At 36.7% G+C, this 19,720-nt stretch carries 18 protein-coding genes and 5 pseudogenes; 16 read left to right on the forward strand and 7 right to left on the reverse strand.

Features of this window, described 5'->3' with window-relative positions:
* Nucleotides 1-18 precede the first annotated feature (18 nt).
* Nucleotides 19-741 carry an RNA chaperone ProQ gene (gene proQ, locus AYJ55_RS12510; RefSeq protein ID WP_063656709.1) on the reverse strand — a complete coding sequence of 241 codons (723 nt, stop codon included), beginning with the start codon at nucleotides 739-741 and terminating at the stop codon, nucleotides 19-21.
* Nucleotides 742-836: 95 nt separating this feature from the next.
* Nucleotides 837-1,283 (reverse strand): annotated as a pseudogene (locus tag AYJ55_RS12515) (GAF domain-containing protein).
* Nucleotides 1,284-1,889: 606 nt separating this feature from the next.
* Here AYJ55_RS12515 and AYJ55_RS12520 point away from each other — a divergent pair.
* From AYJ55_RS12520 to cysM, 12 genes and pseudogenes are all read left to right on the forward strand, one after another.
* A complete protein-coding gene (locus AYJ55_RS12520) occupies nucleotides 1,890-2,123 on the forward strand; it encodes a DUF1480 family protein (protein WP_063656710.1) in 234 nt (77 codons plus the stop codon).
* Nucleotides 2,124-2,268: 145 nt separating this feature from the next.
* Nucleotides 2,269-2,542, forward strand: a pseudogene (locus AYJ55_RS12525) (transposase); the annotation flags it as partial.
* A gap of 496 nt (nucleotides 2,543-3,038) precedes the next feature.
* On the forward strand, nucleotides 3,039-3,221 hold the full coding sequence (locus AYJ55_RS36030) for a transposase zinc-binding domain-containing protein (protein ID WP_162505532.1): 183 nt from the start codon (nucleotides 3,039-3,041) through the stop codon (nucleotides 3,219-3,221).
* The gene (locus AYJ55_RS28940; protein WP_063656713.1) at nucleotides 3,211-3,474 is read left to right on the forward strand and encodes an IS91 family transposase; all 264 of its coding nucleotides are present in this window, start codon (nucleotides 3,211-3,213) and stop codon (nucleotides 3,472-3,474) included. Before AYJ55_RS36030 ends, AYJ55_RS28940 begins: the two co-directional genes overlap by 11 nt.
* Nucleotides 3,465-3,710: a hypothetical protein gene (locus tag AYJ55_RS28945; protein WP_162505533.1), complete on the forward strand. Its 246-nt coding sequence runs from the start codon at nucleotides 3,465-3,467 to the stop codon at nucleotides 3,708-3,710. The genes AYJ55_RS28940 and AYJ55_RS28945 overlap by 10 nt, the downstream gene beginning before the upstream one ends.
* A 51-nt stretch (nucleotides 3,711-3,761) precedes the next feature.
* On the forward strand, nucleotides 3,762-4,127 hold the full coding sequence (locus AYJ55_RS12540) for an IS630 transposase-related protein (protein WP_063653415.1): 366 nt from the start codon (nucleotides 3,762-3,764) through the stop codon (nucleotides 4,125-4,127).
* Nucleotides 4,096-4,584 carry an IS630 family transposase gene (locus tag AYJ55_RS12545; protein WP_063653499.1) on the forward strand — a complete coding sequence of 163 codons (489 nt, stop codon included), beginning with the start codon at nucleotides 4,096-4,098 and terminating at the stop codon, nucleotides 4,582-4,584. The genes AYJ55_RS12540 and AYJ55_RS12545 overlap by 32 nt, the downstream gene beginning before the upstream one ends.
* A gap of 92 nt (nucleotides 4,585-4,676) precedes the next feature.
* A pseudogene (locus AYJ55_RS33165) lies at nucleotides 4,677-4,994 on the forward strand (IS630 transposase-related protein); the annotation flags it as partial.
* A gap of 17 nt (nucleotides 4,995-5,011) precedes the next feature.
* Nucleotides 5,012-5,500 (forward strand): IS630 family transposase, encoded by a 489-nt coding sequence (locus AYJ55_RS26090; RefSeq protein ID WP_063653499.1) that lies wholly within the window; start codon nucleotides 5,012-5,014, stop codon nucleotides 5,498-5,500.
* A gap of 654 nt (nucleotides 5,501-6,154) precedes the next feature.
* Nucleotides 6,155-6,589: a GNAT family acetyltransferase gene (locus tag AYJ55_RS12555; RefSeq protein WP_063656715.1), complete on the forward strand. Its 435-nt coding sequence runs from the start codon at nucleotides 6,155-6,157 to the stop codon at nucleotides 6,587-6,589.
* A 294-nt stretch (nucleotides 6,590-6,883) separates the two neighbouring features.
* Entirely contained in the window at nucleotides 6,884-7,489 is a 606-nt protein-coding gene (locus AYJ55_RS12560; RefSeq protein WP_063656717.1) for an RpoE-regulated lipoprotein, read from the forward strand.
* 181 nt (nucleotides 7,490-7,670) lie between these two features.
* Nucleotides 7,671-8,557, forward strand: a pseudogene (gene cysM, locus AYJ55_RS12565) (cysteine synthase CysM).
* 81 nt (nucleotides 8,558-8,638) lie between these two features.
* On the opposite strand, the gene crr reads toward cysM, so the two are convergent.
* From crr to cysZ, 5 genes are all read right to left on the reverse strand, one after another.
* Nucleotides 8,639-9,148: a PTS glucose transporter subunit IIA gene (crr, locus tag AYJ55_RS12570; protein WP_063656719.1), complete on the reverse strand. Its 510-nt coding sequence runs from the start codon at nucleotides 9,146-9,148 to the stop codon at nucleotides 8,639-8,641.
* A 54-nt stretch (nucleotides 9,149-9,202) separates the two neighbouring features.
* Nucleotides 9,203-10,930, reverse strand: coding sequence for a phosphoenolpyruvate-protein phosphotransferase PtsI (gene ptsI, locus AYJ55_RS12575; RefSeq protein ID WP_063656721.1), 1,728 nt, complete (start codon nucleotides 10,928-10,930; stop codon nucleotides 9,203-9,205).
* Between the two features lie 140 nt (nucleotides 10,931-11,070).
* Nucleotides 11,071-11,328, reverse strand: a complete 258-nt coding sequence (gene ptsH, locus AYJ55_RS12580; protein ID WP_063656953.1) for a phosphocarrier protein Hpr — start codon at nucleotides 11,326-11,328, stop codon at nucleotides 11,071-11,073.
* A gap of 364 nt (nucleotides 11,329-11,692) precedes the next feature.
* The gene (cysK, locus tag AYJ55_RS12585) at nucleotides 11,693-12,670 is read right to left on the reverse strand and encodes a cysteine synthase A (protein WP_063656723.1); all 978 of its coding nucleotides are present in this window, start codon (nucleotides 12,668-12,670) and stop codon (nucleotides 11,693-11,695) included.
* A 328-nt stretch (nucleotides 12,671-12,998) separates the two neighbouring features.
* Nucleotides 12,999-13,760 (reverse strand): sulfate transporter CysZ, encoded by a 762-nt coding sequence (cysZ, locus tag AYJ55_RS12590; RefSeq protein WP_063656725.1) that lies wholly within the window; start codon nucleotides 13,758-13,760, stop codon nucleotides 12,999-13,001.
* Nucleotides 13,761-13,873: 113 nt separating this feature from the next.
* Here cysZ and AYJ55_RS12595 point away from each other — a divergent pair.
* From AYJ55_RS12595 to AYJ55_RS12610, 4 genes and pseudogenes are all read left to right on the forward strand, one after another.
* Nucleotides 13,874-14,846 (forward strand): annotated as a pseudogene (locus AYJ55_RS12595) (IS701 family transposase).
* Between the two features lie 201 nt (nucleotides 14,847-15,047).
* The gene (gene zipA, locus AYJ55_RS12600; protein ID WP_063656727.1) at nucleotides 15,048-15,989 is read left to right on the forward strand and encodes a cell division protein ZipA; all 942 of its coding nucleotides are present in this window, start codon (nucleotides 15,048-15,050) and stop codon (nucleotides 15,987-15,989) included.
* 66 nt (nucleotides 15,990-16,055) lie between these two features.
* Nucleotides 16,056-18,068 (forward strand): NAD-dependent DNA ligase LigA, encoded by a 2,013-nt coding sequence (gene ligA / locus AYJ55_RS12605; RefSeq protein ID WP_063656729.1) that lies wholly within the window; start codon nucleotides 16,056-16,058, stop codon nucleotides 18,066-18,068.
* A 400-nt stretch (nucleotides 18,069-18,468) separates the two neighbouring features.
* Nucleotides 18,469-19,653, forward strand: coding sequence for a NupC/NupG family nucleoside CNT transporter (locus AYJ55_RS12610; protein WP_063656954.1), 1,185 nt, complete (start codon nucleotides 18,469-18,471; stop codon nucleotides 19,651-19,653).
* The last annotated feature ends 67 nt before the right edge of the window (nucleotides 19,654-19,720 follow it).

The following is a 19,720-nucleotide window of genomic DNA, read 5'->3' on the forward strand; positions in this document are numbered from 1 at the left end:
CCGTGATTGGCCTCCGTATCAGAACTTTAAATGCTCAGCGCGTACAATCATTGCCAATCCTGTCGGCAATTGCACCCGAACACCATCCTTAGCTATCTCAAGCACTGACGCATCTACGATACTTTGGCCAACCATAACCTTTAATACTTGACCAACTTTTAATGTAGAAATATCCGTTACAGACTGTAATTTGGCTAGATTGGCCATTTTACTATTATGAGTTTTTTTAGCTTGATTTTTAGAGCAAGAATGATGTTTATGTCTTTTATTTATTTCCTTAATCTTAGTCGTTGAGCGAGAAGACACACTTTTCTTACTAGAAGTTGCCGATAAGATTTTTTCGTTGTCTACCTTCTGGACTTTCTGTTGAAATTCCCGTTTTCTTACTTTTTGCTCTGTTCGTTGAGCCTGAATACGAGCCTTTGCATCCATTAGCTGTTGACGCGCATATTCCACATGTTCTGATTTCAGATCACCACAATCATTGCCATCCAAATCAACACGTTTAGCACCTTCTTTGACACCATACAGATAACGCCAACTAGAAGTATACATTCGCAAAGCAGATCGCAATTGGGTTTTACTGATACCATCCTCTTCAGTCAGCCTTGCCACAATATCCTGAAAGATTCCAATCTTCAGTGGACGAGCCTTACCTTCAGCAATAAAGCATTGAGGAAAACGCTTAGCCAAAAAAGCAATTATTTCTTTACTACTATTCAACTTAGGTTGATTTTCCATGAAATTTCCTGATTACAACGGTTTTGCCAACCAACGCAGGCATGAACAGGCGATATTATAATAGCGTTGCAGACAATTGCCACGCAAACCAACTGTTAAATTACATTAATTTGTGGATATTTTGGTATAACACACGCTTTCAAGTGGTTACAAAGTATTACAACTAAGACTTTCAGACCATTTTCATTCTCTTCATCAAAACGATCAAAAATAGGACTATCAATATCTAATACGCCAATTAACTGTCCATTGACTGCTAGCGGCAAAACTATCTCTGAACGACTGAGACTATCGCAAGCAATATGCCCAGCAAAAGAATGGACATTAGCTATACGCTGTACTCTATTTTCCATAAAAGCAGTCCCACAAACACCTTTTCCTTACGCAATACGTACACATGCGACCTTGCCCTGAAAAGGGCCAAGCACAAGCGTATCATGACTTTTCAGATAAAACTCTAGCCAATTAATATTATCTAATTTTTCAAACAGTAGTGCACTCGTATTTGCAAGCGTGGCAATAAAATCATATTCACCTGCAATTAAGCTAGTTAAATCACATAAAAGATCATGATAAAAGACTTTTTTTCCATAACATTCCGTTTGTCAAATTCTTCATATACTCATCTGAGAGATAAATCACCAATATGGCGATTTTTTATCTCTCTAGGTTAACAATTCGCTATATTAATCGTTATATTTTTTAACTTATTGTAATTTAACTGGCCGGTCAAATCACACAATAAATGAAAATTAATTCAAATTTTAGCTAATTATTAAATATGAAAAAAGTTTCAATAAAAAAATTATAAGCATTTTCAGTAATAACATATAACAAAAAAACCGGCGATAATCATTTTCGGCTATCTTTTTATTCTATTAACCTACGCCCTATTTCTATTTAAATTAGCAATATTGATTCATCGCAATTTATTTGTAATTTAGTAGCTTATAATTTCGTCTAAAGTACATTTTTCATTAAGATAAAAGTTATTTAAAACTGTTAATTTTCAATGAATAATAGTAAAAAAGCCACCAGTTTACCACCATCCCAATAATTTTGGAAAAGCGTTCCATTTATAATATTCTAAAAACTTAAAGTATCTATAGCGATTTGTTAACATTTTAAATAATTAGTGGGGATCACAGATGAAGAGAGCAAGACTAAAAATTTCCACCTACGTTATTGATGATGCACTCTTGGCTGACGCAGCTGAAAACACTATCAGTATTCCTTGTGAATCAGATACTGAATTTTGTATGCAACTTGATGGCTGGGATGAAAATACAAGCATTCCGGCCACACTAGATAATAAACCTGTTCTTCTCTATCGCCAGTACTATGATAAAAAAAAGCATCATTGGGTTATGAGAATAGTTTAGTCACATCAGCATTAAAAAAGAGACCTAGCTAATTCCAATACTCGGTCTTGGGAAATGGCTCTAGAGAGCAGAGCACTAAAATTTGTCATAGAGACGTAACAAAATGCAATCGCGCAGTGCCTTAGCTTTAACGGCACTGTCGGTTGCCGATTCTACTCCGATAGCTGTGTGTGATAACTTACGGATCCGCCGGCATAAAGTCTTCGATGGGATAGCTGAACGAGGAAAAACCTCAACAGGTTGGTTCTTTGGTTTCAAACTTCATGTAATTATCAATCATTTGGAGGAAATACTCAGTTTTCGACTTACACCAGGAAACACAGATGATCGGAAACCATTACCTGAGCTGATAAAAAGATCTTTCTGGTTGTTTGTATGCGGATAAAGGGTATTTATCGGCTTCACTGAAACAGCAACTGAAAACAATGGGAATTAACCTTAACCTGAGTTCGGGGTAAGCGATAGTTGCGAGAAAATAAAAATAGCCGATTTATCAAAAAATATTTTAAAATCAATAAGATAAAAAAGCAGGAAAATTCTTAGTGATAGCAGGTTAAAAAAGAAGCTATTTTTCTCTACTAAAATCATGAAAAAAACCAAAATTAATACTGTTTTATGTAATTATTTTAAGTTAACTATTTGAATATGTGATAAAAAATTAGGATCCTTATCCCGAACTCAGGTTAACCTTATAACGAATATCAAGATGGTCGCCTATGGCGACGACTTGTCATTGCTTGTTAGTACTGGTATAACCCGATACCTATTGTCTCAATCTTTTGGTCCCTTTTATGTCACCGCGTTTTAGTCATGTTTTTCAATTTGGTCAACGCTGGCTCAATTGGCTTAATCGCCAACCCCCTGATAGTGTCCGCACTGTTGTGATGGAAACTATGGTAAAGCGGCACTTCGCTTATGGGGTGGTCAATTTGGCGCTGTCCTGACCCTCAATGTAATTCTGAGAAACGGGTTAAATTTACCTGCAAAAGTCGAAGCTGCCCACATTGTGGCGTCAAAGCTTGCCTACAATGGATTAACAATACGCTAGCTTGGTTACCCGAAGTTCCGGCAGCATATCTCTTTTACCATGCCTTGTGAATATTGGCCCATTATTCGCGCCAACCGTTGGCTTCTCGGTGAAATGAATCGATTAGCCGCTGATGTGATATTAACCATTTGCCGTGACCTCAATATCACCCCGGGCTTTTTCACTGCCATCCATACCTGGGGACGAGACCAAAAATGGCATCCGCATATTCATTTTTCAACCACAGCCGGCGGGGTGACTAAAAAGAATACCTGGCGGGATATCAGCTTTTATCGCGAAAACATTATGACAATGTGGCGATAACGGCATTATTGAGAAAACATTATTACACGCTCACCATTCCCGATGCGCTTAAAGCTGAAGGAAGAAGTAAAGCATCATGGAATCAATTATTTAACACTCACTACAAGCGCGGGTGGAATATTAATCTTTCTGATATTCTTTCCAATATTACCCATGTCACCCTTTATCTCGGATTTTATCTAAAGAAACCCCCCTGTCTCGCTCAGTCGCTTAAAACATTATTCCGGCGAAGATAACATCACGTTACGCTATAGCTAGGCGACTTAATTTTGATTACAAGGTGTGTTATGAGTTATACAATTGATTTTCGACGTAAAGTAATATCTGTAAGGAAAGCCGAAGGTTTAACAATTCGAGAAACTGCGAAACAATTCCGTATTGGAAAAGCGTCTTTAGTACGTTGGCTTAAACGACCAGAGCCAAAAAATTCAACGCCACGTAAGAGGAAGCTCGATAAAAATGCTTTAGCAAAAGATGTGGAACAGTATCCAGATGCTTACCAAAAGGAACGGGCAGAGCGATTCGGTGTTTGTAAAAAGACTATTTGGCAATCCCTTAAAAAGCTGGGATTAACCTATAAAAAAAACTCTATTCCATCCAAAAACCAACGAAAGCGACAGGCTGGCACATCAGCAAAAAAGACAACAGTATGAAAAAAAAGATAAATCTGTTGTTTTTATTGATGAAAGTGGTTTTTCACATGACACTCCACGAACTCACGGCTATTCCCCAAAAGGTCACCGTTGTTTTGGCCTGAAAAACTGGGGTGCTAAGGGAAGAACAAATGTTATTGGCGCTTTATTGGGAACAACCCTTTTTGCTATCGGATTATTTGATTGCAATATTAATCGTGATGTTTTTTATGTTTGGATCACAAAAATATTGCTCCCAGAACTTCCTGAAAATTCTGTTATTTTTATGGACAACGCTAGCTTTCACAAAGGTAAGAATATTGAACAGGCAATTATAAACGCAGGACACCAGATAGAATATTTGCCTGTGTATTCACCAGATTTAAATCCTATAGAACATAAATGGTCTCAAGCTAAACGTAAAAAGATGGAAACAGGATGCACTATCGATGACCTGTTTTTAATACATATGCTGTAATCAAAATTAAGTCGCCTAGCTATAGGATTTAAATCTGGTGAATACACAGGCAAATATAGCTAGGCGACTTAATTTTGATCACAAGGTGTGTTATGAGTTATACAATTGATTTTCGACGTAAAGTAATATCTGTAAGGAAAGCCGAAGGTTTAACAATTCGAGAAACTGCGAAACAATTCCGTATTGGAAAAGCGTCTTTAGTACGTTGGCTTAAACGACCAGAGCCAAAAAATTCAACGCCACGTAAGAGGAAGCTCGATAAAAATGCTTTAGCAAAAGATGTGGAACAGTATCCAGATGCTTACCAAAAGGAACGGGCAGAGCGATTCGGTGTTTGTAAAAAGACTATTTGGCAATCCCTTAAAAAGCTGGGATTAACCTATAAAAAAAAACTCTATTCCATCCAAAAACCAACGAAAGCGACAGGCTGGCACATCAGCAAAAAAGACAACAGTATGAAAAAAAAGATAAATCTGTTGTTTTTATTGATGAAAGTGGTTTTTCACATGACACTCCACGAACTCACGGCTATTCCCCAAAAGGTCACCGTTGTTTTGGCCTGAAAAACTGGGGTGCTAAGGGAAGAACAAATGTTATTGGCGCTTTATTGGGAACAACCCTTTTTGCTATCGGATTATTTGATTGCAATATTAATCGTGATGTTTTTTATGTTTGGATCACAAAAATATTGCTCCCAGAACTTCCTGAAAATTCTGTTATTTTTATGGACAACGCTAGCTTTCACAAAGGTAAGAATATTGAACAGGCAATTATAAACGCAGGACACCAGATAGAATATTTGCCTGTGTATTCACCAGATTTAAATCCTATAGAACATAAATGGTCTCAAGCTAAACGTAAAAAGATGGAAACAGGATGCACTATCGATGACCTGTTTTTAATACATATGCTGTAATCAAAATTAAGTCGCCTAGCTATAACCGAGTAAAACAGTGGATCAATTTTGATTGATCGTATTTAGTTAAAAAGTGGATCAGTTTTCGGTGATCGTTGACAGTATTGCAATAACGATAGCAAAATATTAAGCATGATTGCCTATAAATATTAATAGTAGAGTTATGCATGTATCCGTAAGTCAAGTAAGCTAATTATAGTCTATTTAAAAACTGTCGTTGTTGGCAGTTTAAGTCTATGGTTAATACTATAATTATCGGTTAGTAAAGTTAATCACAACTCAATTTCAGCTAAAAAGCAGAAGTATTTATCTATTCTCTTATTGTCAGAAGGGAATGGATTTAATATAAAATTAATTTTAGCCAATAAAATTCTGACATTATTTATGTGTTGGTATTATTATTTTAGTAAATTTTAATTACTTGCTATTGAAAAGCCAAGTAGAGCGGTGTTAAATAAACAGAATAATAGGTTTACGTAATAACCATATGATTTTATTGTAAATAAATTAAATTATTTAAAAGTGAAATAATGATTCATGGAGTATAAAATCAACATTTTCGGCGCTATCTTATTCATTTTATTTTGCTACCATCATTCTTGTTTAGATAATAAGAATACCAATGTTTATTCTTCACTAAGTAGGTAAAAAAATATGGAAATAAGAACCTTTCAACAATATGATTTCGAAGAAATTATCACATTATGGGGACTTTGTCAGCTAATTCAAACAGATAGAGATCCTGAAGCGGATATCGAGCGTAAAATGTTATCGGGGGCAGATCTTTTTTTAGTTGCTGAAATGGCAGGTGAAGTTGTTGGTACCATCATGGGAGGATACGATGGTTATCAAGGATCTGCTTATTATTTAGCGGTGCACCCTGAATACCGTGGTAGAGGAATTGCCAATGCATTAATTAGTCGTTTAGAAAAAAAATTAATTGCTAAAGGTTGCCCACAAATTATGTTTTTAGTACCTGAAGAGAATGATGCTACCATCTGTATGTGTGAGAAAATGGCTTACGAAGAGTTACAACAGGAAAATATTTTATATACTAAACGATTAATTGATGATCAAGCGTTTGAGTGATTAATGCAATTAATTTGATGATACCAATATTTATCTTTTTTGATATAAAATTTTATTAATTTATTTTTTGTAAAAGTTTTTTATCGGTATTAGTGGTTATTTTAAAACTGTCAGATTAGTAAAAGTTAATTTCATCTTTATTTGGAAAAAACTTGTTTTACTTACTTTTTTGTAGATTATTAACTTGTATTCTATCATGCTGCTAATTTCACACATTATAAACAAATTTTAAATAAAATTATTAATATTTTTACTTTTTTATTATATTGTAAATTGATTTTAAGGGGTGTTTTTATGCCACAACTTTTTGGCAACAGCCGATTACTTTGGTTAAAAGTGTCATTTGTAGCGAGTCTATTATCACTAACCGGATGTAGCAGTATTTCATGGTCAAGTTTATATCCAATGAATTGGTTTGCTAGTTCAGTTAAAATTTCCGCTACCGGAGTAGGTCAGATTAATAAAATGACCCCGATGGAAGAACAGATTATTGCAGCAGCGTTAAATAACCGATACCATTTTCGTTCTGGAATGCAAATTGAGCAGGGGCAATTAATGTCTCTTTTCCAAGGTATAAATAATTTTCAAGAAAAGATAGTCATTTATGGTGTTAAGAATGGGGAAGTTAAGCGAATCGAAATCATGGATGAAAATATTAAAACAGTATGGGATACACAAATAGGAACACTATTCTCTCAAATCTATCAAAACGCAGTGCAAGGTAGTTGTTACCCTGATTCAAAGCAAACTAATATGTTAACTATCAATTGTGTTTCTCCTCAATCTAGCCATGTTACTTATCGTTTTACTGGCAAATGGAGTGGCCCCAAAAATCTAGTGCCATCAAATGATGTTTTAGCTAATTGGAAAGTAAGTGGTATTATTTGGTCTGCACAATAATGATTTAATTTAGTAATAAATTATATCAAGACATGACATAAAAATTGAATTGTTAAATCCTTTAATCAAAGTTGCATATTATAACTTTAGCAAGGATTATCAGTTGTTTATATTGCTATTAGCGTTGTTTTATTCTTTATAATAAAAATAATTAGGTAAATAATGTGGATTATTTGGAAAAATTTATTGGTATACGTCACTAGTTAAACTAAAAAGATTGACTAAAAATAGGGATGCTGAAATTTGGGTAAAACTAGAGAGTAATAATCCTGCCGGTTCAGTCAAAGGTAGAGCAGCCCTTTTTATGATCCAGCAAGCAGAAAAACGAGGTCAAATTACACCTGGTGATACCTTAATAATTGAAGCAACTATGGTAATACAGGGATCGCATTGGCAATGATAGCCACCGTAAAGGGATATAAACTAAAATTATTAATGCCGGAAAATATGAGTGTTGAACGTCAGTCAGTGATGCGAGCTTATGGTGCTGAAATAGTTTTGGTTAGTGAAACGGAAGGGATGGAAGGGGAACGTGATCGTGCATTAGAGATGCAATCTCTAAATGAAGGTGAAGTGCTTGATCAATTTAATAATTTTGATAATCCGTTAGCCCATTTTATGACGACAGGCCCTGAAATTTGGCGTCAGACAGCGGGGCGGATCACGCATTTTGTCTCAAGTATGGGTAGAACTGGGACAATTACCGGTGTCAGCCAATATTTAAAATCTAAATCTAATAAAATAGAAATTATCGGTTTGCAACCAGCAGAAAATAGCTGTATACTAGGAGTTCGGCGCTGGTCTCAAGACTATATTCCAAGTATATTCAGATATGCACAAGTTGATAGAATATTGGATATCACTCAGATAGAAGCGAAACAAATTATGAAGAACCTAGCAATAGAGAAGGTATCTTTGTGGCGTTAGTTCAGGAGGCGCTGTGGCAGGGGCATTACGCGTTGCTAAACAGAACCCTGGGGTAGTTATTGTGACTATTATTTGTGACAAGGGGATCGCTATCTTTCCACCGGATTATTTAATGAATTAAATAATATCAAAGATGAATAGTTGCTTATAGGAAACAATTCTTGTTATTAAATAGCGAAGAAGTTCCCTTCATAAATAATTAATGAAGGGAAGAATAGTAGTTTATTTTTTGATCTGCATAATAACGGTTTCACCTACAATAACAGAACCACTAAGTTTAGTTAGCTCTTTTATTTCATCCATATTAGAAATGACCACAGGTGTTAATGTCGATTTTGCTTTTTCTTCTAATAGAGGAAGATCAAGTTCAAGCACTAAATCTCCTTTTTGTATTTTTTGTCCTTCCTCTGCTATGCGGGTGAATCCTTTACCCTTTAATTCAACTGTATCAATACCGCAATGGACAAATAACTCAATACCATTATCTGATTCGATAGAAAATGCATGGTTCGTTTTAAATATTTTACCAATAGTTCCATCAACTGGAGCAACAATTTTGTTTCCAGTAGGCTTGATAGCAATGCCATCGCCAACAATTTTCTCGGCAAAAACAACATCTGGAACATCTTCTATATTAACAACTTCACCTGAAATTGGCGCAATAATATCAATATTACCAGTGCTATTTTTATCATCTGAAACCAGTGATTTGAGTTTGTCAAACAGACCCATGGATCTTCTCCTAATTAATTGTTTTCTTATGGGGTCAAGAGTTGGTTGATGATTTTAGCAAAGTGTTTTTTCTTTAATAAATGTTTCAACCAACTCCATCAATTCCTTCGCTGTCGGTTGATTAAGAGCTTGTTTTGCTAATGTTTTTGCATCTTTGAAATTTGCATTTCGGATAATTTTTTTAATAGTTGGGATTGAGATTGCACTCATACTAAATTCATCCAATCCCATACCAAGTAATAATAGTGTAGCACGTTCATCACCAGCAAGCTCACCACACATACCTGTCCATTTCCCTTCTGAATGAGAAGCATCAATAACTTGTTTAATAAGTTTTAACACTGAAGGAGACATTGGATTATAAAGGTGAGAAATCAGATCATTTCCGCGATCAACCGCTAAGGTATACTGTGTTAGATCATTGGTTCCGATACTAAAAAAATCGACTTCTTTTGCTAAATGATGAGCAATAACCGCAGCTGCTGGTGTTTCAATCATAATCCCAACTTCAATCGACTGATCGAAAGCGTGCTTTTCCTCGATTAATTGCTGTTTAAGTATTGCTAGCTCTTCTTTCAAGGTGCGAATTTCTTCCACAGAAATGATCATGGGAAACATAATACGTAGATGGCCGAAGACAGAGGCTCTTAAGATAGCACGTAATTGAGCATGCAGGATTTCTTTGCGATCAAGGAAAATGCGAATTGCTCGCCAACCAAGAAAAGGATTTTTTTCTTTCGGTAGGTTCATATAGGGAAGGTCTTTATCCCCACCAATATCCATGGTACGAATAATAATAGCCTGTGGCCCCATAGCTTCCGCAACCGCTTTATAAGCTTGAAATTGTTCTTCTTCGCTAGGTAAATTATTGCGATCCATAAACAGAAATTCAGTACGGTACAGACCCACACCTTCAGCACCATTACGCTCAGCACCTTCTACATCACGTACAGTACCAATATTTGCGCAAACTTCAACTTGATGACCATCTAAAGTTATTGCGGACAAATCTTTCAATTTTGCGAGCTCACTTTTTTCACGTAAATACTCATCTTTAATTTGTTTAAGCTTGTCAATCTCACTATCAGATGGATTTTGATAAATATGGTTATTGAGAGCATCTAAAACAAGATAATCGTTTGGTTGGATGTTCTTCGTTGCATTGCTTGTGCCAACAATAGCCGGAATTTCCAGCGATCTGGCCATAATTGAAGTATGAGAAGTGCGTCCACCTATATCGGTAATAAAGCCAAGGACTTTCTTCAAGTTTAATTGTGCGGTTTCAGAGGGGGTAAGATCTGCCGCAACCAAAATGACTTCTTCTGTAATTGAACCAAGATCAACAATAGGCAATCCTAAAATATTTTTTAGTAGGCGTTTACCAATATCTCTGACGTCAGCGGCACGTTCCTTGAGGTATTCGTCATTTAATTCTTCTAATGCTGTGGCTTGTTCTTCAATCACTTTTTGGGCTGCAGCATCCGCAGTTTTGTGCTCTTTTTTGATGAAAGAAAAAATTTCCTGCTCAAGTTCTTCATCTTCAAGCAGCATTATATGACCTTCAAATATTTCCGCTTTTTCTTCACCAAGATTTTTTTCTGCGGTTTTTTTTATCGTTTTTAATTGTGCTATTGCTTTTTCGCGTCCAGCAATAAAGCGGTTAATTTCACTGTCAATTTGGTCGTCAGAAATTTTCTTTTGATTGACAACAATTGGCGCTTCTTTAAGAGTTAACGCCTTGCCGAAGGCGATACCTGGTGATACTGAAATTCCTGAAATCATAAATGTTACCTTACTACCAATGGGCGAAAAATAGCTAGCTCATAGGACTGGCTTTGATACTTATGGTTAAATAGATATCCCCAGATAAAGGTATCCAGGGATAAAAAATAGAAGATAAATGTTATATTGCCCGTATGTCATTACTCCAATTCGGCCATTAGTTTAACTAGATGTTCTACTGCTTTCTGCTCATCTTCACCTTCAGCAGAAATAGTGACAATAGTTCCTTGAGTCAGGCCGAGTGTTTGTAGTTTAAATAAACTTTTAGCGCTCGCAGATTTGCCGTTATAGGAAAGTGTAATTTCAGAAGAAAAACTTTTTGCCTTTTTGACAAACTGAGCCGCCGGGCGAGTGTGAAGACCATTAGGTGCTGTGATGGTGACTTCTTGTTGGAACATATTTTTTCCCTCAACAAACTTAATATTTTTTATTAGTAAATCCAAAATATTTTAGCTGAAATAATCTGGATTTGCGTATTACTTTTCAGTGATAATAAAAGAAAAACGTTTTTTTTCCATTATCAATCATAAATTTTATGTATATCGACATTATAGAGCCAGACATGCTAATTTGCCTAGTTTATGCCCTATTTGTAAATTTTCACTGCTTATTTTTTGATTAATTTCGATTGTCGAAATAATTAATGATTTAAATACTAAACTCGTTTCAAGAAATCATCTTAATACACACTAAACTTTGATCTACGACACAAAAAAGCACTTTTAAAGTGCTTTTTTAGCTAATTGTGCGCAAAAATAGTCATTAGCTTGCTTTGGTAGCAGAAAATAAATCTGTACTCAAATAACGTTCACCGGAAGAAGGTAAAATAACCACAATATTCTTATTTTGAAACGCTGGTTTTGCCGCTAATTTTACCGCTGCGGCAACCGCAGTGCCTGATGATATACCGGCTAAAATACCTTCTTTCTGCATAATTAGACGAGCGGTTTGTATCGATTCATCATCGCTAATAGCAAACACATCATCAATAAGAGCAAGATCCAGGTTATCAGGGATAAAACCAGCACCTATGCCTTGGATTTTATGTGGACCAGGTTTTATTTCTAGGCCAGCTAATGTCTGGCTTATTACTGGCGATGCGGCTGGCTCGACAGCAATCATTTTAATGGCTTCACCGCCTGCTCTCTTTTTTAGATAACGGCCGATGCCAGTAATTGTACCACCGGTACCAACTCCAGCCACGACAGCGGCTATCTCACCATCAGTATCTTGCCAAATTTCAGGTCCAGTCGTTTTTTGGTGAATACCAGGATTGGCTGGATTATTAAACTGTTGCAAAAGAAGATAACGATCGGGAGCAGTGGCAACAATTTCGATGGCTTTTTCAATGGCGCCCTTCATGCCCTTAGCACCTTCAGTTAAGACTAAATTAGCGCCAAGCGCTTTTAATAATTTACGCCGCTCTAGGCTCATTGTTTCAGGCATGGTCAAGGTAAGCTTATATCCGCGTGCAGCGGCAACGTAAGCTAGGGCAATTCCGGTATTGCCACTGGTCGGCTCGATTAAAGTTTTATTGGTTGTCAATTTGTCTAGTTTAGGGGTTAACAGACCTTTTTTTTCTGCGTCCCAAATCATATTCGCACCAATGCGGCATTTTACGCTAAAACTTGGGTTACGTGATTCGATTTTTGCTAACAAATTTCCGTTACCAAAGTGTTTCAAACGAACTAATGGAGTATGACCAATAGTTAGCGAGTTATCTTCAAAGATGTTGCTCATCAATCGTCCTTACTATTTTTCAGAAGCTATAAACATGTTCAAATATAGTACTAAGCACCATACGCTAAGCGAATTATTTTGGAAATAAAAATTTTATCCTATGTTATATCGCACAGGTGTTTATCGTCGCTTTGATTAATTTTTACTAACTGATATAACGGGATATTTGGTGGTAACTAATAACTATTTTTAGTAAATTAAGCTTAATTTTTATGTTGACTGTGGATACTAACATCAAATATGCCACAATCATTTATTTTGATTATTATTACTATCTGAGAATAGCTGAAGTTAGGGTAAGGAATTTTAGCTAACTTCAGTGTTTGAGTTAATGACTGTTATGTTTCAGACGGTAGAGATCAACCCACATTGCTGTTGCACCACAGATTGCGACGGGCATGATAACCAGATTGATAATAGGGATCATCGTCAGCAGATTGACTAATGCACCAAACTGGATACTGGTTGTTCGATTATTGGCAAGCACCAACTTCATTTGATCAAATTTTACTTTATGGTTATCAAAAGGATAATCACAATATTGAATTGCCATCATCCAGGCACCAAATAAAAACCATAAAATCGGTGCGATTGTCTGAGCAATACCGGGAATGAAAAACAGGATCAGCAACGGAATAACACGAATAAGGTAGTAACATAATTTTGTTACTTCCCGCGCTAAGATCCGCGGTATGTCGGCAATAAGTACCGTAAAACTGGTATTGGGCGCGGGTGTTCCTGTTAATTCGGCTTCCAATTTTTCAGCTAACCAGCCATTAAAAGGAGAAGCAATAAAATTGGCGATAGTACTAAAGAAGTAGCCAAATATAAGTAAAATAGAGATCACCGCAATAGGCCATATTAGATAACTTAACCACTGCATCCAACTGGGAACATAAGAAAGTAATGTTTGGATCCAATCGCCTAATTTGCTGTAAAGCCACCAAAAGGCACTACCGAGTAAAATAATATTTGCTAATAAGGGTGAGATAACAAAACGTCTTATACCTGGACGAGTAACTAGCTGCCATCCCTGAGCAAAATAATAGAAACCATTCGCAGTTTTTAGTGATTTTATTGAATTAATCATACTTCATATTATCTCCTTTAGGTTTGATCTTGTATCATATAGACACGAGTTTCGCAATCTCCATAAAAAGAAGTATAAAGTTCAAAACAAGAAAAAATTAGGGTATTTATATTTTGTCCGGTTATCCATGCATTAAAAATATCTATAAAACATTCTTACAAGTAAGCAGTGTAAGATACTCTGGTTTGGCGTTATCAGAAGTAAGCCCATCGCCTTTATCTCATGACACTATTAGTCGATGGCTAAAAAGCAGGTGTTTTCGACCTAAAGACCTGTGGAGATTAGTTGAAACATCTATACAAAAAAAGCCCTTTTGTACTAATAGCTGACGATACACTAATTGCCAAAACACGTAGTAAAAAAATAGAGATGGTCCATTATCAATATTCAGGTAATGAACATGATGCTATTGCTGGCATAGGTTTAGTTAATTTACTTTGGCATAATCTAACAACTGTTGAATTAATTCCTATTGATTATCGTATTTATGATAAAGATTCTGATGGAAAAACAAAAAACACGCACTTTTCCGAAATGCTCGCTCTTGCTAAAAAAAGAGGGATCATACCAGAAGCGGTAGTGATGGATGCCTGGTATTCTAGCCTGGATAATCTGAAATCAATTTGCTCTCATGGTTGGGTCTGGGTAACCACGCGGAGGAAAAACAGGATTGTTAACCATAACAAACAATTGAACAAGTTAGACATCTCAGAAGAAGGAACTCCAATACACTTACGAGGCTACGGTTGGGTGACTGTTTTCAAATTTATAGCCAAAAACGGCCGTATTGATTACTTAGTAAAAAACAAAGACAATCCCACCCGTCAATACGTCAAATCTATCATGGATGCCCGTTGGTCTGTTGAAGTTTATCATCGAGAAGTTAAACAAAATTGTGGTATTGAACGCTGTCAGGCTCGCACTAGCCGAGCGCAAAGAAATCATATTTTTCTCGCTATTTCTGCGTGGTTTGAACAACATAAACGTCGTATATCTGAAAAAATAACCCTTTATCAACAAAATTGGGACGTAATCAAAAATGCTATTACTGAGCACATCCGTGTTTTATTAGCGTACCCAAATTAGTTTTGTGCGAAACTCGTGATAGATAGGATTTTTAGCTGGCTAGTCTTTTGTTGGCTAAAAAAACAGCGAAAAAAGAATAAATATCTAACTTTTTGTAAGAAAATTATGTAGAGGGTTGCACTTAACGTTATTGGCAAATACTCTTAATATAGTGATACCGCCATGGTGGCGATTATTTTTTCAAACAACAGAGATAGAGCGATGCAGGATTTGCGTCTAATATTAGTGGTCGTTGGTGCGATAGCTATAATAGCTTTACTGTTACATGGCTTTTGGACAAGTCGTAAAGAGCGTTCGAAGCTATTTAAAGATCGCCCTATGAAGCGCCGTAAACAACCTAATCAGGATACCCTTGAGAGTGCAGGCGATCCATCCCTTGGCGATAAAATGATGGAGGCACAACAATCAGCATCTGAATTGACTAGTCAGAAGGCAAATGAACAATTTGCTTCCCGAAAATCTGAATCATCTAAGGTAGTGAAAACACCTAACGATGATTCACACATAGCTGATACTGAAGTAGAAATTGGATTTCGTGCTAAGCAAGAAAAGAGCGTTCAGACTAAACAGCTTGAACTTGAGATTTCTGAGCCTGCGCTAAATTCAATTAATAGTGAAGAAAGGGAAGGCGCTTTCGTAGCAAACACAGCAGAAAGCAGCCAACAGGCTGTTGGTGGAGTTGAACATCCTGATGGTGAACAACAAAGTAACTTAGCTGACGAAGCTAATAAAAAGGATATTGTTGTTGTTTTACATGTTGCGGCATTGCAAGGTCAAGTTTTAGGCGGTGATCTGTTGTTACAAAGTATTTTTCAATCGGGTTTTCAGTTTGGTGAAAGGCAGATCTTTCATCGTCATATTGATCCTTCTGGTTCTGGGCAGATTTTATTTAGCTTAGCCAATATGGTGAAACCCGGTTCTTTTGAGCCAGAGGCCATGTCTGATTTCACCACTCCGGGTGTATCTATATTTATGATGGTACCTTCATATGGTGATTCAGCACAAAACTTCAAATTGATGTTGCAAGCAGCACAACGTATTGCGGCTGATGTTGGTGGTGTTGTGCTTGATGAGGATCGCAAAATGCTGACACCCCAAATGATAGAGGAATATCATAGCCGAATTAGAAAAGCATTAACTTAAATATTAGATGATTAGTAATCGACCCCGTGATAGCGGGGGGTTTTGTCTTTAGTTGTATGGTGAATAATGAAAGAACAACAAAATTATCTTGCTTGGCTTAAACAGCAATTACGGCATCATGAATATCTTTATCATGTATTAGATACGCCTGAAATACCTGATGCAGAATATGATCGGATGATGCAGGAATTGAAAAAATTGGAGGCTGAGCATCCAGAATGGATCACTGCTGATTCGCCAACACAACGGGTTGGTGCTGCGCCATTAACGGCTTTTGAGCAGGTACGCCATGAAATACCGATGCTGTCATTAGATAACGTTTTTGATGAAGAGAGTTATTTAGCCTTTGATAAACGAATACATGATCGTTTAAAAAATAATAGCCAGTTGACATTTTGTTGTGAACTTAAATTAGATGGTTTGGCGGTTAGCTTGTTATATGAACAAGGCGAATTGGTGCAGGCTGCGACCCGTGGTGATGGTACAACAGGCGAAAATATTACGGCCAATATTCGTACCATTCGAGTAATTCCACTCCGTTTGACCGGCGATAATATTCCTGCGCGTATTGAAATTCGTGGTGAAGTTTTTATGACTCATCGGGGTTTTGAAAAGCTGAATGAAGAAGCTCGGCGTAATGGTGGTAAAATTTTTGCCAATCCACGCAATGCCGCAGCAGGGTCATTACGTCAGCTTGATCCTCGTATTACTGCCAAAAGGCCATTAACCTTTTTTTGTTATGGTTTCGGCTTGCTAGCGGGCGGACAATTGCCTGCTAGCCAATATCAATGTCTAATGCAGTTTAAAAAATGGGGCTTACCCGTTAGTGATAAGGTAGCGCTTTGCCAAAATAGCCAACAAGTTTTAGCCTATTACCATCAAATTGAGCAAGAGCGTTTAGGTTTAGGTTTTGATATCGATGGTGTCGTTGTTAAAGTGGATCCGTTGTCGCTGCAAGAAGAGCTTGGTTTTGTTGCTCGAGCTCCTCGTTGGGCTACGGCATTTAAATTTCCCGCTCAAGAACAGATAACTTTATTGCATGATGTTGAATTTCAAGTAGGACGTACCGGTGCTATTACACCGGTTGCCCGATTAGAGTCTGTTCAGGTTGCAGGGGTCACGGTAAGCAATGCAACATTGCACAATGCTGATGAGATAGAACGTTTAGGTATACGTATAGGGGATACAGTTGTTATTCGTAGAGCGGGTGATGTGATCCCGCAGATTGTTAATGTGCTCACTGAAAAACGTTCTACTGATAGCCGAGAAATTCGGTTTCCTATTCACTGCCCTGTTTGTGGTACAGCCATTGAACGTATTGAAGGTGAGGCTGTGATCCGTTGTACTGGTGGTTTAATTTGTGTCGCACAACGTAAGGGTGCCTTGAAGCATTTTGTTTCGTGCCGAGCAATGGATATTGAAGGCATGGGTGATAAGATTATTGATCAATTGGTTGATAAAGAGTATGTAACGACAGCGGCCGATCTTTACCGTTTAAATCTTGATATTTTAGCCAGATTGGAGCATATGGGGCCAAAATCTGCACAAAATCTAATTAATGCGCTTGATAAATCCAAACAAACCACATTAGCCCGCTTTATTTATGCGTTGGGTATTCGGGAAGTTGGCGAAGCAACGGCGGGCAATTTGGCGACACATTATGCGACGTTAACTTCACTCATGTCAGCAGATATAGAGTCCCTAAAAACGGTACCCGATGTTGGCGAGATAGTAGCAAAGCACATTATTAATTTTTTTCACGAACAACATAATCGCGATGTTGTTAATGAATTAGTGAACGAAATTGGTATTAGCTGGCCAGCTATACCAGTTAAGAAAACCAATAGTCCATTTACCGGTAAAACACTAGTTTTAACCGGTACATTAAATCGTTTAACGCGTGATGATCTTAAAGACAAATTAATATTACTTGGCGCAAAGGTCACTGCCAGTGTTTCTAAAAAAACCGATCTGGTGATCGCAGGTGAAGCCGCTGGTTCTAAATTGGCAAAAGCAAATGAGTTAGGAATAAAAATTATTAATGAGAATGAATTAATGGAGTTACTACAAGAACATTAATCTTTTATGGCTTTTCGCGTAGTAATTCGCAGGTTGTTGACTGCTTTGATTTCGTAATCGTTTTATTCATCATTAAGTAGCTATCAGCAAGTTAAATCACCCACTTAATACGGTTTTTAGTGATTAAAATCACGCCCGATTATTTTCTATTACATAAAATAATATAACTATTTCACGAGCTTCGCACAGGCATATAAAATTCCAGAAATGGCTTAAAAGCAATGGTTAATTTGCAAGTTACTAAAATGTATAAATTTGTTTAAATTACAATAAGTTGCTTTTAATTTATAAGGTTTTTTCTATTTATATATTATGCTGAATTAAACTTAAAAATAGAGCGTTTTTTTATTGGTGCGAAATTCGTGTATTTGTTAAATTAAAAAACTACTTGGAAATATTTATGTCTGCCGTTTTTCACTTTCTTTTATCCATTATTCTTATTGGTGGGTTATCGATTTTAACCAGTAGCGATCGTGCTAGTATTCGCATTCGCTATGTTTTTCAACTATTAGTTATTGAGTTAATATTAGCCTGGTTCTTCCTCAATTCAGATATTGGTCAGGGATTTGTGGCTGGATTTGCTAAATTTTTTGACTATTTGTTGGTTTATGCCGCAGCAGGAACTGATTTTGTATTTGGTGGCATGATGGATGCAAATCTTGCTACCTTCTTTTTGCGGGTATTATGTCCAATTATTTTTGTTTCAGCATTAATTGGCATTCTGCAACATATCAAAGTGCTACCTTTTATTATTAAAATAATAGGAACATTACTGGCTAAAGTTAATGGCATGGGAAAACTGGAATCTTTTAATGCGGTCAGTTCATTAATCCTTGGTCAGTCAGAAAACTTTATTGCATATAAAGATATATTGAGTCGAATGTCACCATGTCGTATGTATACGATGGCAGCAACAGCCATGTCGACGGTTTCTATGGCGATTGTAGGCGCCTATATGGGAATGCTTGATCCTAAGTATGTCGTTGCAGCGCTGATCCTGAATATGTTTAGTACATTCATTATTCTATCATTAATTAATCCCTATTCGGTTGACGAAGAAGAAGATATTCAAGTCAGTCATCTTCATGATGGACAAAGTTTTTTTGAAATGTTAGGCGAATATATTCTGGCTGGTTTTAAAGTTGCTTTGATTGTAGCGGCAATGTTGATAGGATTTATTGCGATTATTGCCGGAATTAACGCCATTTTCAGCGCAGTGATAGGAATAAGCTTTCAGGATTGTTTAGGCTATGTGTTTTATCCATTAGCATGGATCTTGGGTATACCTGCTGAAGATGCACTTAAAGTAGGTAGTATTATGGCCACTAAATTAGTGTCTAATGAATTTGTCGCTATGGGATATTTGAAACAAGTTGCCGCTGAATTATCCCCTCGTTCAGTAGGTGTTTTGTCGGTCTTTTTAGTTTCTTTTGCTAACTTTTCATCAATAGGCATTGTTGCAGGAGCAATAAAAGGGCTCAATGAAAAACAGGGAAATGTTGTTTCTAGTTTTGGCTTAAAATTATTATATGGTTCCACGCTAGTCAGTTTCTTATCGGCAGCGATAACGGGATTGGTTCTGTGATAATTTAACAGTATGATTGCAAAGCGGCATTCTTGATTAACGAATGCCGTGTTTGGTTCTATTAACC

The organism is Candidatus Arsenophonus triatominarum, from assembly GCF_001640365.1.
GTDB lineage: Bacteria > Pseudomonadota > Gammaproteobacteria > Enterobacterales > Enterobacteriaceae > Arsenophonus > Arsenophonus triatominarum.